Consider the following 12723-nt stretch of genomic DNA (forward strand, 5'->3'; position numbering starts at 1 on the left):
CCAGACGACGAGCCGCAGCACCGGACGAAAGGCCACTTTTTAGGCTGCCGCGATGCCCGTCGCGGTAGCCCGGATCCGCCCTGACCTGGATCCTCGCGCCCGCCCCCGGCGTGTGCGGCGGCGGGCCGCAGGCCCGTGAGCCTCCTACCGCAGCGTCGGGTCGCGCCACGGGCCGGTCGGGAGTGACGGCACGCCGCGCGCGTCGTCGAAGCTGCACAGCGGCAGCCGCTCGCCAAGGTAGCGCAGCAGCACCGAGCCGATGACGGCGGCCAGCAGCGAGCCGAAGAGCACGCCGATCTTCGCCTCGTCGCGCAGGACCGGGTCGTCGAACGCCAGGTCGGTGATGAAGAGCGAGATCGTGAAGCCGATGCCGGCGAGCATCCCGCCGCCGATTAGGTGGCCGTACCGCACGCGGCCGGGCAGGTCGCCGATGCGCATGCGGAGCGCGATCGCGCTGCCGGCCGCCACGCCGACCGTCTTGCCGATCAGCAGCGCCACGATGATGCCGATCGTGACCGGTGAGGTGGCCGCGCCGCGGAGCGTCTCCGTGTCGAGGCGTACGCCGGCGTTGGCGAGCCCGAAGATCGGCACGACCAGAAACGCGCTGATCGGGTGGAGGGCGTCCTGGAGCCGGTCGTTGGTGGGCACGGTCGCCCGGGTCGCGAGCACCGCCAGCCGGGCGCGCGTGGCGTCGGCCGCCTCGATCACCGCCCGGCCGTAGAAGCGGAGCCGCTCCTGCTGCGCCGGCTCGACCGGGGTGGCCGGCACGATCAGCCCGAGGATCACGCCGGCGAGTGTGGCGTGCACCCCGGACGCGAACACGGCGAGCCACAGGCCGAGCCCGGCCACGACGTACAGGCGGAGCTGCCAGACGCCGACCCAGCGCAGCGCGATGAGCACCGCGACGAAGAGGCCGGCCAGCACGAGCGCGGAGACCGAGACGTCGTCGGTGTAGAAGACCGCCATGATGGTGATCGCCCCGATGTCGTCGGCGATCGCCAGCGTGAGCAGGAAGAGGCGGAGCTGGTCGGGGCAGCGCGGGCCGAAGAGGGCCAGGATGCCGACCACGAACGCGGTGTCGGTGGAGACCGGGATGCCCCAGCCGGCGGCCGCCGGCCCGGACGGGTTGAAGGCGAAGTAGATCAGGGCGGGAAGCGCCAGGCCGCCGATCGCGCCCAGCACCGGTACGAAGACCGCGCGGGGGTTGCGCAGCTCGCCGACCGTGATCTCGCGGCTGATCTCCAGGCCGACCGCGAGGAAGAAGAGCGCCATGGCCGCGTCGTTGACCCAGTGCCGCAGGTCGAGGCTGATCGAGGCGTCGCCGACCTGCACCGAAGCCGAGGTGTGCCAGAACGACTCGTAGCTGTCACCGGGAAGGTTGGCCCAGACCAGCGCGGCGACCGCGGCGACGAGCAGCAGCATCGCGCCGCCCGCCTCGGTGGCGAGGAAGCGCTGAAGCGGCCGCGAGACGTGCGGTACGGGGATCGTGAGCCGCGGCCGGGGTCCGGGCCGCGGCGGCAGGGATGCGGTCGTCACCTCAGCGGAGCGGGCCGTCGCCTGGGCCGGGCACCGGCGTCCTCGATCTCGTCACCTGCCGGAGGTCACCCCGCGAGTCGTCCTGCGTCATGCCTCTCACCCTAAAGCGGGGAGGAGGTGTGAGCTGGCGCACCTCCCCACCGGGCGGGAATGCGTGGCCGCCCCGGCGGTTGGTCGCAGGTGTGATTCCCGGTGAAGTGATGACCCGGCGCGACCGGCTGCGGCTGGTGCTCGTGCTCGGCTCTCTGATCGCGATCGGCCCGCTGACCATCGACATGTACCTGCCCGCCCTCCCCGCCATCACGGGCGGACTGGAGACCACTGACACGGCGGTGCAGCTCACGCTCACCGGCACACTCATCGGGCTGGCGCTCGGCCAACTCGTGATCGGGCCGCTCTCCGACGCGTACGGCCGCCGCGTCCCGCTCATCGCCGGCCTCGCGCTGCACGTGGTCGCCTCGGTGCTCTGCGTCGTCGCGCCCAACATCGGCACGCTCGGCACGCTCCGCGTGCTCCAGGGCCTCGGCGTGGCGGCCTCCTCGGTGGTGGCGCTCGCCGTCGTGCGCGACCTCTTCACCGGTACGGCCTTCGCCAGCCTCCTGTCCCGCCTGATGCTCGTCATGGGCGCGGCGCCGATCCTCGCGCCCACACTCGGGGGAGCGGTGCTGCGGTGGACGGACTGGCGGGGCATCTTCGTGGCGCTCGCCGTCTTCGGCCTGCTGCTGATGGTGGTCGCCGCGCTGCGGCTGCCGGAGACGCTCCCGCGCGAGCGGCGCCGCCCCGCCGGCGTACGCGCCACGCTCCGCGACTACGGCACGCTCGTCCGGGACCGCCGCTTCGTCGGTCTGGTGTTCGTCGCCGGGCTGGCCATGGCCGCGCTCTTCGCGTACGTGGCCGGCTCGTCCTTCGTCTTCCAGGACGAGTACGGGCTGAGCGAGCAGGAGTTCGCGGTCGCGTTCGGCGCGGGGGCGGTCGGCCTGATCGCGGCAACCCAGCTCAACGTGCGGCTGCTGCGCCGGTACGCCCCGCAGCGGATCCTCGCCGCCGCGCTCACCACCGGTACGGCCGCGGGCCTGCTGCTGCTCGCGTTCGCGGCGACCGGCATCGGCGGGCTGGCCACGCTGATGGTCGCGCTGTGGCTGGTGCTCGCCTCGGCGGGCCTCGCGCTGCCCAACGCCCCAGCTTTGGCGATGAGCCGGCACGGCGAGGCGGCGGGTACGGCCGCGGCGCTGCTCGGCGCCATCCAGTTCGGCGTGTGCGCGGTGGCCGCGCCGATGGTCGGCGTACTCGGCAACGGCAGCGTGGGGATGGCGGTGGTGGTCCTCGCCGGCATGGTGGCGGCGCTCGCGGTGCTGTTCGTGGTGGTCCGCCCGGCCCGCGTCGAGGCGTCCGACGAGGTTGACGCGGTAGAGGCGGCGGCTGTGCCCGTAGCGGCCCACTGACCGTGTGCGCGCCGGTATGGTGCGCCCATGGGGGGGCCACGATGGGAGATCGCCGGCGAGGGGCCGGCGGCGGCGTACGAGCGAAACCTGGTGCCCGCGTTCTTCGCCGGCTGCGCTGAGCGGCTGCTGGATTTCGCCGAGGTGCGGCCGGGCGAGCGGATACTCGACGTGGCGTGCGGCACCGGCATCGTCGCCCGGCTGGCGGCCGGGCGGGTCGGCGCCGAGGGCACGGTCACCGGCACCGACGTCGACGAGGGCATGCTCGCGGTGGCGGCGGCCGCCGAGGCGCCCGGGCCGGTCGAGTGGCGGCGGGCCGACCTGACCGCGCTCCCGTTCGAGGACGGGAGCTACGACCTGGTCACCTGCCAGCAGGGCCTCCAGTTCGTCGCCGACCGTCCGGGCGCGCTCCGCGAGATGCGCCGCGTGCTCGTGCCGGACGGGCGGCTGGCGGTCGCGGTCTGGCGGGCGATCGACGTCAACCCGGCGTTCGTGGCCGTGGCCGACGTGCTCGACCGCTACGCGGGCACCGGCGCCGGCATGCGGATGCGCGAGCCCTTCGCCGGTCCCGACCGCGACGACCTGCACCGGCTCCTGACCGCGGCCGGCTGCGGCGGCGTGCGCGTGCGGATCGGCATTATCGAGGTGCGCTTCCCGTCGGCCCGGGAGTTTCTGCGCCGCGCGGTGGTGAGCACGCCGCTGGTCGAGCTGGTGGGCGCGCTCGACGAGGCCCGGCGCGAGGAGATGGAGACCGAGCTGGAGCGGACGCTCACGCCGTACACCGACGACGACGGGATCGTCTTCCCGTTTCAGACCTGGCTCGCCACCGCCCACCGAGCCTAGGGCCGGTCTGGTGGATCTTGTGGGTACGAGGCGAGGTCCAGGCGGTGGCCGATCCAATCCCGTGCGGCCGGAGGCGATGATGGGCTTGCGGCGGTTGACCATGGTGTCTGCCGCAGCTTTCGCCCGGAATGTCGCTGCCCATCCCATGGTCATCGGCTGAGCAGTGCACGTCCGCTCCCGCCCAAGCGCTGAGGCCGGAGCGGGTTGGTTGGGACCGGGGCGCTCGGTAGGAAACGGGGCAACTTTCGGATCGAGACGAGTCATGGCTGCTATTGGCGCCACAAGTCGTCTTGATTCCGAATCGTCCACGGACGCCAGACCGCGGAGGGCACGTCTCCCCGGGGCCCGCGCGGCGGTCTGGAGCGTGGCGGACATCGCGGTAGCCCAGATCTCTCATCCGGCGGTGCGCCTGCGGCTGGCCTGGCCACGGGCCGGCGCGGATTGGCCGGACCGTGGCCGGGTCGGGATCGGGGTCAGGGGTGGAGCGTCGCCAGGTGGTCGGCGCACCACTGGAGCAGGATCCGGCTGCCCTCCTCGGACTGGTCGCGCTCCTCGGCGGTGGCGCAGGTCTGGGTGAAGGTGATCTCGGTCCGCCCACCGAGGTCCTTCAGGTCCATGGCCATCGGCGATGCCTCGTGGCCGTCCATCGTGGTCACCAGGCGCCGATGGGGTACGACCTCCACGTAGGAGCCGCTCATCCGCTCCTCGCCCGCCTCGGGGACAGAGATCGTCACGCGCCAGGAGCCGCCGGGGCGTACGTCCAGCTTGGCCGAGCCGGGCACGCCGTGGAACACGCCCGTGTAGTGCTCCGCCTCGGTCCACACCTGCCACACCCGCTCGACCGGTGCGTCCATCACGCCGGTCACCGTGTAGTCGTAGCCGCTCATTTCCGTCTCCCTCGGTCGTGTCGCGTTCGTTCGGACACGGGTAGGACGGATCGGGGCGGCGCGACTCATCGGTCGCGGGTCAACAGGTGCGGTAGACGTAGTCGGCCATGTCCCGGTACGGCGCCACGTCCGGGATCGTGCGCCGGCCCGTGCTCGCGGTGAAGAGCGGCGTGTCGGTCGAGCCGGTCTCGTTGATGAACGTGACCGAGCCGGTCGACATCCGGTAGTGCACCGACGCCGTGCGGTTGCGCCAGCCCCACGCGCCCAGGTCCTGCGCGCCGCAGTCGCTGAGCTTGCCGCGGGGGTACGTGTAGTTGGTGCCGTCGTAGAAGCAGAACCAGTTCGCGGGGCAGTCGGGCGCCGCGGCCGCCGCGAGGTCGGTGCGGGTGACGGTGACGATGAACCGGCCGCCCCCGTACGCGATGTCGGCGCCGCCGATCCGGACCCCACCGGGGTGGGCGGCGAGGTAGGCGTCGACCCGGTCCTTGACGTCGGCCGCGCGGGCGGGCGCGGCGGTGGCGGTGATCGCCACGGTGGTGGTGGCCGCGGCCAGCAGTGCGACTACCAACCGTGCTCGCGCAAATGCAAAGCGCAACATGTGGCTCACGGTAAGGGTGCGATTACCGCCAGGCCAGGCGGTTGTCGCCAAATGGGCAAAGGCACACGCGATCCGGGTCAGCCGGCTCGGGGAATTTCCGGGATGGTGGGTCACGGCCACTCGCCTGGCGACATGTACCTAGCGGGTGATCGACAGCGGGGGGTTTTGCGCGGGGTCAGCGATCGATGCGGCTCGGGGCTGCTGTCCATCCTCGGGGCTGCTCTCCATCAAGGAGTCCACTGTGGGCACCGACGGGGTGCGGGACGAAGCATGGCACGACGACCTGTGCCGGCGTTACCGGCAACGGGTGATGGCCGTGGCAGCGACGTTGTTGGGATACCACTACTGGCACGAGGCGGAGGAGGTGGCGCAGGAGACGCTCATGACGGCCTGGGAGAAGCGGCAGGCGCTCGGTGACGACCCGTGGCCCTGGCTGTACGTGACGACGCGCAACCACGTCCACAACCGCCAGCGGCTGCACGTCCGGCTGCTGCGCGTGCTGAGCCGGCTGGGGGAGCCGGGCCAGCCGCACGACGGTGGGCTGCGCGCGTGGGAGCGGCGCCACGACTTCGCTCCGGCCTGGCGGGCGATCAGCGCGGACGACCGCGAGCTGTTGCAGCAGCGCTACCTGCACGAGATGAACGACGAGCAGATCGGGGCGGTGCTCGGCATCGCGCCGGCGGCCGCCCGCAAGCGGATCCAGCGGGCGCGTCACCGGCTGCGCAGGGTCATCGAGGCGATGGACGGCAACCGGCCACTGGTGTCCGCCGGCTCCCGGAAGGGAAAGTGATGGGCTACATCGACGAGGAGCACGACGACGACCTGGTGCGCCAGGTGGTGCTCGCGTCCAACCCCGTGCGCGGGCTCCCGGTGCCACCGCCCCAGGCCAGCCCCGCCGAGCTGCGCGCACGCGTGCGGGCCCGGCACGCCGGCCGCGACACGCCCCGGCTGCGCGTCTGGGCCGCCCGCTCCCGGGGGTGGGTCCTGCCCACGGTGGCGGGCACCACCGTCGCGGCGGTCGCCGTGCTCGGGGCCGCCGGCGCTGGCGTCCTCGCCGGGCGCGGTGGCCCCGGCCCGGCGCCCGTGGCCGAGTCGCCCTCCGCGGTGCCAGCCAGCGTTCCCGTCGGTACCCCGAGTGCGCTGGCACTGTCGACGGTGGGCGAGCCGCCGGCGGCGCGGCCCCACCTCGCGGCTCTCGCGCGGTCTGTCCGGGGCGTGCCGGAGGAGCCGGCGGTCGGTGGGTACACCTACGTCCACGTGCAGACCTGGGCGGCCGGGCGGAGCCGGGGGGCCCGCCCGAGCGCGCGCGACGAGCGGCTGTGGTGGGCGGCCGACCGGTCCGGCCGCGCGGTCACCACCGTGCTCGCGCAGCCGCCCCCCGTCCCGGTGCCCGTCGTGCCGGGGCCGTCCACTTCGGACACCTTTATCACCGATTACGAGCCAGGGAAGGTGCCCGTCGTGGTTGACGCGCCGTCCGCACAGGCCCCCATCCTCGCGTTCCAGCTCGCCGACCGGCATCCCCTCAGCGAGGGGCCGCGCGGGGTGCTGCGGGCGGTGGCCGACCTCTACCGCCACCACGACCTGGATCCGGCGCAGCGTGCGGCGGCCCTCCAGGTGCTCGCCGACACCGACGGCGTCGACTACCGGGGGACCGTCGTCGACCGCACCGGGCGCAGGGGCGTGGCGGTCAGCGTCGACAGCGACGGCGGGGCCACGCGCGACGTCGCCGTCTTCGACCCGCGTGCCGGGCATCTGCTGAGCTACGAGCGGGTCGAGCTGGTCGGCGCGGCCACCTCGCCGTCGCGGTCGCCCGCCCTGGTGGCGTACGTGCTGTATCTCAGCTCGGGCCGCACCGACTCCACCTGATCAGAGCGGTTCGATCACCTGGTGGACGGCGCGATGCCCAGCTTGCGGGCCAGCTCGCGGTTGGTCTGCCGGGCGTCCTGCTGCAGGTACGTCACGATCGCGCGATCGTGACCTCGTCCACGGCCGAATCCTATTCGGCGGTAGCCCCTCGTGGGCGACCAGCCTCGTGGCGGGTAGGCCCGCCCCCCAGGTGCGAGGAATACCGGCCCCCGGCATCTAGTTCAAAGTTGAACGAAAGCAGGACTAGAGGCAGGATGGGTGACATGCAGTTCGGGATCTTCTCCGTCGGCGACGTCACGCCGGACCCGACCGACGGCACCGTGCCGACGGAGCACGAGCGGATCAAGGCGATGGTGACGATCGCGCTGAAGGCCGAGGAGGTGGGCCTGGATGTCTTCGCGAGCGGTGAGCACCACAACCCGCCCTTCGTGCCCTCCTCGCCCACCACGATGCTCGGCTACATCGCCGCGCGCACCAAGCGGCTGATCCTCTCCACGTCGACCACGCTCATCACCACCAACGACCCGGTGAAGATCGCCGAGGACTACGCGATGCTCCAGCACCTCGCGGACGGTCGCGTCGATCTCATGATGGGGCGCGGCAACACCGGCCCGGTGTACCCGTGGTTTGGCAAGGACATCCGTGACGGCATCGCGCTCGCGGTCGAAAACTACGCGCTGCTGCACCGGCTGTGGCGCGAGGACGTCGTCGACTGGGAGGGCAAGTTTCGCACGCCGCTCCAGTCGTTCACCGCGGCGCCGCGCCCGCTCGACGGGATCCCGCCGTTCGTGTGGCACGGCTCGATCCGCAGCCCGCAGATCGCGGAGCAGGCGGCCTACTACGGCGACGGCTTCTTCCACAACAACATCTTCTGGCCGGTGGAGCACACCAAGCGCATGATCGAGCTGTACCGCCGGCGCTTCGAGCACTACGGCCACGGCGCCGCCGACCAGGCGATCGTCGGGCTCGGCGGCCAGGTGTTCATGCGGCGCAACTCGCAGGACGCGGTCCGCGAGTTCCGGCCGTACTTCGACAACGCCCCCGTGTACGGGCACGGCCCGTCGCTGGAGGAGTTCACCGAGCAGACGCCGCTGACCGTGGGCAGCCCGCAGCAGGTGATCGACCGGACGATGACGTTCCGCGAGCACTTCGGCGACTACCAGCGGCAGCTCTTCCTGATGGACCACGCGGGCCTGCCGCTCAAGACCGTGCTGGAGCAGATCGACATGCTGGGCGAGGAGGTCGTACCGGTGCTGCGGCGGGAGATGGACGCGCTCCGCCCCGCGCACGTGCCGGAGGCGCCGACCCACGCTTCGCTGCGCGCCGCCGCCGCGGCCGTCATCGAGGCGGTGGACCGGTGAGCCGGCGTTCCCTGGTGGTGGTCTCGGCCGGCCTGAGCCAGCCCTCCTCCACTCGGCTCCTCGCCGACCAGCTGGCGGCGGCGACCCGCCGCCGGCTGGACGCCGGCGCGGAGACGGTCGAGCTGCGCGACCGCGCGCACGACCTGACCAACCAGATGCTGACCGGCTTCCCGTCGCCCGAGCTCGAGCGGGTACACGAGGCGGTCGCCCGCGCCGACGGCCTGATCGCGGTCACGCCCGTCTTCAACGCGTCGTACAGCGGGCTGTTCAAGTCCTTTGTGGACGTACTGCCGGAGGGCGCGCTGGTCGACAAGCCGGTGCTGATCGCCGCGACGGGCGGTACGGCACGGCACTCGCTGGCGCTGGAGTACGCGATGCGCCCGCTCTTTTCCCACCTGCGCGCGGTGGTGGTGCCCACGTCGGTCTTCGCCGCTCCGGAAGACTGGGGCGGCGCCACGGCGCAGGGCCCGCTGGCGGCGCGGATCGAGCGGGCGGCGGCCGAGTTCGCGGTCGAGATCGAGCGCCGGGAGCCGCCGGTCGTCGTCGACCCGTTCGACGAGCCGACCCCGTTTTCGGAGCTGCTCGGCGGGTCACCTTAGAGCCGGTCCCGCCACGCCGCGAGGGCTGCCTCAGGGCTTGGCGGCGAAGGCGGCGTCGGTCTCGGCTCGCAGGGCCGTGACCAGGTCGGCGGCGGGCAGGGCGCGGGCGTGCGCGGCGCCCTGGCCGGCGAGCATGGGCGGCTCCGGGCTCAGCGCGCGCGGCAGCGGATAGTCGGGCGGCGCCACGCCGGCGGCCTCCAGCCGGTCGACGAGCGGCGTGCGGACCGCGCGCGCGTGGCGGCCGGTGAGGACGTCGGTGATCGTGGTCTCGCCGGTCAGCGACCGCCGGTGCGCCTCGGACGCGCCGGACTCGGGGCAGCGCAGGAAGGCCGTGCCGAGCTGCACCGCCTGTGCGCCCAGCGCCAGCGCCGCCGCGACGCCCCGGCCGTCCATGATGCCGCCGGACGCGATGACCGGCACCGATACGGCGTCGACCACCTGCGGCACCAGCGCGAGCGTCCCGACCAGCGAGCGCTCCACCCGCACCAGGAACGTGCCGCGGTGGCCGCCCGCCTCGTAGCCCTGCGCGACGATCGCGCCCACGCCGGCCCGCTCCAGCGCCACCGCCTCGGCGACGGTCGTGGCGGTGCCGATCGTGACGGCGCCGACGCGGTCGAGCTGGGCGCGGTCCGGGATCCCGAAGGTGAAGCTGAACACCGGCACGCCCTCCGCCACCACCACGTCGAGTTGGTCGGCGAAGTCGGGCGCGGGCGGGAAGTGCGCGGGCGGTGCCACTCCGGTCAGCGCCGCCCACTCGGCCACACGGTCGGTGGAGGGGCGGGGGAGCGGCGCGAAGAGGTTGACCGCGAAGGGTGCACGCCGGCCGGCCACCGCGCGGAACTCCGCGATCGCGGCTCGGATCCGGTCTGGCGGGAGCATGGCGCCGGCGATCGAGCCCAATCCGCCCGCGCCGGCGACGGCGGCCGCCAGGCGGGGCGTGGAGATGCCGCCGGCCATGGGCGCCTGGATGATCGGCATTCGCAGCCCGAGCCGCCGGGCCAGGGGCGTGTCCAGCCATGACATCGCATCCGCCTCCTTCGCGTGCCGCCGCCAAGCGTCCCACGATTCGTGAACGTGAAATCGCGGCCCGCGTTACCGCTGCCGCTACCGCGCCCGGTCGGCCGACGGCGCGCAGGCCGGCTACTCGACCGGCTCGCCGTCGACGTACACGGTGACGCCGGGCTTGCCGGTCCAGAAGGAGAGCAGGCCGGCGATCTTGGCGCTCTCCGGCAGCGGCGTCCGGTAGGTCCACACCACGTCGTCGCGGATCGTGTCGCCGGCGCTGACCGACCAGTACTCGGCCTTGCCCTTGTACGGGCAGTGCGAGACCGTGCTGGTGCGCCGCAGCAGGTCGAGGCGCACGTCGGTCATCGGCAGGTAGTAGCGGGGCGGCAGCCCGGTCTCGAAGAGCACGTGCGGCCTGGTCGACTCGGCGACCGTCACACCGTCGACCTCGACGCGCACGTGGCGGGAGCTGGCGAGCACGTCGACGCGTGTGTACGGGCTGCGGACGTGCACGTACACCGGCTCGTCCTCCTCCAGCCACTCGTCCATCGCGTCCCACTCGAAGCGCACCAGCCCGCGCAGCTCCTCGATCGGCGACTCGGCGTGGCGGAGCGCGGCGTCGATGGCCTCGCGGTCGCCCACGCGCACGGTGTACAGCCCGCCGTCGCCCCGGCTCGGCGAGTGCCTGGCGCGGCCGGTCGGCTCGAGCACGCCCGGCGCCACGTCTTCCAGCGGCAGGTAGTAGGTGGGGTAGTGGGGACTCTCCCAGACGTACATCGGCTTGGTCGTATCGGCGATCACCTGGCCGTTGAAGACCACGCGGACCCGCTTGGCGCCCCGCTCCAGCCGTATCCGCCCGCGCGCGGCGGCGGAGGCCGTAGAAGTCGTCATGCAGACAACCAACTCACCCGACCGAGATCCAATTCCGGATATGGTGCACGCCGTGAGCAACCTCCTGAAGAGCGTCGCCGCCAAGCTGCGGCGGCGCCCGCGGCGACCGCCCGCCGTCTCCTCACCCTCGGCCCGCACGCTGGTGTACGCGCCGCAGCTCGACGGCGACGCCGACCCGGGCGAGATCGTGTGGACCTGGGTCGCGTACGAGGACGACCCCAGCCGGGGCAAGGACCGCCCGGTGCTGGTGGTGGGGCGAGACCGGCGCACGCTGCTGGGGCTGATGCTCTCCAGCAACGGCGACCGCCACGGGCAGCGCCACTGGTACGCGCTCGGCCCCGGCGCCTGGGACCGCGAAAACCGCCCCAGCTGGGTGCGGCTCGACCGCGTGCTGGAGGTCGACGAGGACGGCATCCGCCGCGAGGGGGCGGTGCTCGACCGGGTCCGCTTCGAGGCGATCGCCCAGGAGTTGCGTACCGGGTACGGCTGGGCCTGACGCCGCCGGCTCAGGGCGTGTCCCGGCGCCCGCCCGTGGTGTCGGACGGGTCGGCGACGATGCCGGCGAAGAGCGGTACGCCGGTCGGCGGGTGCACGATCGCGAAGGCGAACGGCACGTCGGCGCGGACCACCGTGGTGGGCGGCGGGCGCATCGAGGTGAGCATCATCAGCCCGGTCGCGGCGGCCGCCTCGGTGCCCCACTCGTCGACCGTGACGGTGGCCCGCTGCACCGCGCCGTCGACGTGCAGGCCGGGGTGGATGCCGCCGAAGTCCGCCCCCGGAGCGAAGGATCGGCGCAGGCCGAGTGCCGCCAGTATCCGTACCAGATCGATGTGCGAGCCGTAATCGAAACGGGGCATGGCCAGGTCGACGTAGGCCGACCCGAGTGACCGTGTGACGGCGGCGAGCACGTCGGGCGCGACCAGCGCGTCCGGCGTCTGGTCGCCCGTCGGCACGATCACGCGCATGGCCAGGTCGGCGCCCTTGTAGGGCAGCTCGACCGCCTGCCAGTCGGCGCCGGCGGCGTAGGGGAGGTCGGCGCTGAGGTGCATCATGGGCACGCGCACCGGCCCGCCCGGCCGCGCGAACGGCTCGTCGGTCGTGCCCCGCTCGGCGAAGGGGTGCCGCCACTCCGCCTTGAGGTAGATCGCGTTGGCGAGTACGAGGCGGGTGGCGGGCGAGAGCGCGTCGAACAGTCGCGGGATGCGCTCGGCGGTCTGCTCGCGGACCCACGCGTTGACGATCTCGGCGCCGTCGCGCGCGAAGTCGACCGGGTGCACGCCCGCGCCGTAGTGGCTGGCCAGCACCGCCAGGAACGCCTCGCCCACCGGCAGCCCCTGCTGCGTGAAGAGCCCGTTGGCGATGTGCACGCGGTCGGTGGCGGTGGCGCGGGCGATCGCGTTGAACGCCGCGTGCGGGCCACCCTCCGGGAAGCCGAAGACCCGGTCGATCTCCGCGGCCGTCTCACCGCCCGCGCCCGCCCGGACCATAGCGAATGTGTATGCGACGGAGAGGGGCGAGCAGAGCCAGTTGGTGGTCGTGGCCCGCGCCGCCAGCTCGTGGCCGAGGCGGGCGGTGCCGGTGGCCACGTCGGCGACGGGCGCGTCGCCGGGCGGTGTGGCCCGCTCGACGCCTTCGGCCGTGAGGGTCGGGACGGCTGCCATAGTGAACAGCCTATGCAAAAAGGCCGCGGCTGGGGTT

The 12723-nt window shown here is 73.1% G+C and carries 14 protein-coding genes; 7 read left to right on the forward strand and 7 right to left on the reverse strand.

Translation table 11 applies throughout. The features are described from left to right. Positions 1–144: 144 nt before the first annotated feature. Entirely contained in the window at positions 145–1536 is a 1392-nt protein-coding gene (nhaA, locus tag ACFFIA_RS14180; RefSeq protein WP_377250865.1) for a Na+/H+ antiporter NhaA, read from the reverse strand. A gap of 200 nt (positions 1537–1736) precedes the next feature. On the opposite strand from nhaA, the gene ACFFIA_RS14185 reads away from it, so the two are divergent. Both ACFFIA_RS14185 and ACFFIA_RS14190 read left to right on the forward strand, forming a co-directional pair. Next, entirely contained in the window at positions 1737–2978 is a 1242-nt protein-coding gene (locus tag ACFFIA_RS14185; RefSeq protein ID WP_377250868.1) for a multidrug effflux MFS transporter, read from the forward strand. A gap of 27 nt (positions 2979–3005) precedes the next feature. Further along, positions 3006–3818, forward strand: coding sequence for a methyltransferase domain-containing protein (locus ACFFIA_RS14190; RefSeq protein ID WP_377250871.1), 813 nt, complete (start codon positions 3006–3008; stop codon positions 3816–3818). 473 nt (positions 3819–4291) lie between these two features. On the opposite strand, the gene ACFFIA_RS14195 is transcribed toward ACFFIA_RS14190, so the two are convergent. Together ACFFIA_RS14195 and ACFFIA_RS14200 are read right to left on the reverse strand one after the other, a co-directional pair. Continuing rightward, entirely contained in the window at positions 4292–4705 is a 414-nt protein-coding gene (locus ACFFIA_RS14195) for an SRPBCC family protein (RefSeq protein ID WP_377250874.1), read from the reverse strand. Between the two features lie 79 nt (positions 4706–4784). Then, a complete protein-coding gene (locus ACFFIA_RS14200; protein ID WP_377250877.1) occupies positions 4785–5303 on the reverse strand; it encodes a peptidase inhibitor family I36 protein in 519 nt (172 codons plus the stop codon). A gap of 241 nt (positions 5304–5544) precedes the next feature. Between ACFFIA_RS14200 and ACFFIA_RS14205 the strand changes: the two genes are divergently transcribed. Beyond that, the gene (locus ACFFIA_RS14205; protein ID WP_377250880.1) at positions 5545–6093 is read left to right on the forward strand and encodes an RNA polymerase sigma factor; all 549 of its coding nucleotides are present in this window, start codon (positions 5545–5547) and stop codon (positions 6091–6093) included. Next, on the forward strand, positions 6093–7169 hold the full coding sequence (locus ACFFIA_RS14210) for a hypothetical protein (protein WP_377250882.1): 1077 nt from the start codon (positions 6093–6095) through the stop codon (positions 7167–7169). The genes ACFFIA_RS14205 and ACFFIA_RS14210 overlap by 1 nt, the downstream gene beginning before the upstream one ends. 14 nt (positions 7170–7183) lie before the next feature. On the opposite strand, the gene ACFFIA_RS14215 is transcribed toward ACFFIA_RS14210, so the two are convergent. Further along, positions 7184–7303 carry a winged helix-turn-helix transcriptional regulator gene (locus ACFFIA_RS14215; RefSeq protein WP_377251253.1) on the reverse strand — a complete coding sequence of 40 codons (120 nt, stop codon included), beginning with the start codon at positions 7301–7303 and terminating at the stop codon, positions 7184–7186. A gap of 129 nt (positions 7304–7432) precedes the next feature. Between ACFFIA_RS14215 and ACFFIA_RS14220 the strand changes: the two genes are divergently transcribed. Then, on the forward strand, positions 7433–8530 hold the full coding sequence (locus tag ACFFIA_RS14220; protein WP_377250885.1) for an LLM class flavin-dependent oxidoreductase: 1098 nt from the start codon (positions 7433–7435) through the stop codon (positions 8528–8530). Further along, positions 8527–9129 (forward strand): FMN reductase, encoded by a 603-nt coding sequence (locus tag ACFFIA_RS14225; protein WP_377250887.1) that lies wholly within the window; start codon positions 8527–8529, stop codon positions 9127–9129. The genes ACFFIA_RS14220 and ACFFIA_RS14225 overlap by 4 nt, the downstream gene beginning before the upstream one ends. A 30-nt stretch (positions 9130–9159) precedes the next feature. Here ACFFIA_RS14225 and ACFFIA_RS14230 read toward each other — a convergent pair whose 3' ends face one another. Then, entirely contained in the window at positions 9160–10152 is a 993-nt protein-coding gene (locus ACFFIA_RS14230) for an NAD(P)H-dependent flavin oxidoreductase (protein ID WP_377250890.1), read from the reverse strand. Between the two features lie 117 nt (positions 10153–10269). Further along, on the reverse strand, positions 10270–11025 hold the full coding sequence (locus tag ACFFIA_RS14235; RefSeq protein ID WP_377250893.1) for a DUF427 domain-containing protein: 756 nt from the start codon (positions 11023–11025) through the stop codon (positions 10270–10272). A gap of 52 nt (positions 11026–11077) precedes the next feature. Between ACFFIA_RS14235 and ACFFIA_RS14240 the strand changes: the two genes are divergently transcribed. Next, a complete protein-coding gene (locus tag ACFFIA_RS14240; protein ID WP_377250896.1) occupies positions 11078–11521 on the forward strand; it encodes a type II toxin-antitoxin system PemK/MazF family toxin in 444 nt (147 codons plus the stop codon). Between the two features lie 10 nt (positions 11522–11531). On the opposite strand, the gene ACFFIA_RS14245 is transcribed toward ACFFIA_RS14240, so the two are convergent. Then, positions 11532–12686, reverse strand: coding sequence for a serpin family protein (locus ACFFIA_RS14245; RefSeq protein ID WP_377250899.1), 1155 nt, complete (start codon positions 12684–12686; stop codon positions 11532–11534). Positions 12687–12723 lie beyond the last annotated feature (37 nt).

The organism is Phytohabitans kaempferiae (assembly GCF_042433955.1).
GTDB lineage: Bacteria > Actinomycetota > Actinomycetes > Mycobacteriales > Micromonosporaceae > Phytohabitans > Phytohabitans kaempferiae.

What these genes read in the sequence shown, in the direction of transcription:
- ACFFIA_RS14185 (WP_377250868.1), top strand. Translation starts at nt 1,737, where the DNA reads ATGACCCGGCGCGACCGGCTGCGGCTGGTGCTCGTGCTCGGCTCTCTG.
- ACFFIA_RS14190 (WP_377250871.1), top strand. Translation starts at nt 3,006, where the DNA reads ATGGGGGGGCCACGATGGGAGATCGCCGGCGAGGGGCCGGCGGCGGCG.
- ACFFIA_RS14195 (WP_377250874.1), bottom strand. Translation starts at nt 4,705, where the DNA reads ATGAGCGGCTACGACTACACGGTGACCGGCGTGATGGACGCACCGGTC.
- ACFFIA_RS14200 (WP_377250877.1), bottom strand. Translation starts at nt 5,303, where the DNA reads ATGTTGCGCTTTGCATTTGCGCGAGCACGGTTGGTAGTCGCACTGCTG.
- ACFFIA_RS14210 (WP_377250882.1), top strand. Translation starts at nt 6,093, where the DNA reads ATGGGCTACATCGACGAGGAGCACGACGACGACCTGGTGCGCCAGGTG.
- ACFFIA_RS14220 (WP_377250885.1), top strand. Translation starts at nt 7,433, where the DNA reads ATGCAGTTCGGGATCTTCTCCGTCGGCGACGTCACGCCGGACCCGACC.
- ACFFIA_RS14230 (WP_377250890.1), bottom strand. Translation starts at nt 10,152, where the DNA reads ATGTCATGGCTGGACACGCCCCTGGCCCGGCGGCTCGGGCTGCGAATG.
- ACFFIA_RS14235 (WP_377250893.1), bottom strand. Translation starts at nt 11,025, where the DNA reads ATGACGACTTCTACGGCCTCCGCCGCCGCGCGCGGGCGGATACGGCTG.
- ACFFIA_RS14245 (WP_377250899.1), bottom strand. Translation starts at nt 12,686, where the DNA reads ATGGCAGCCGTCCCGACCCTCACGGCCGAAGGCGTCGAGCGGGCCACA.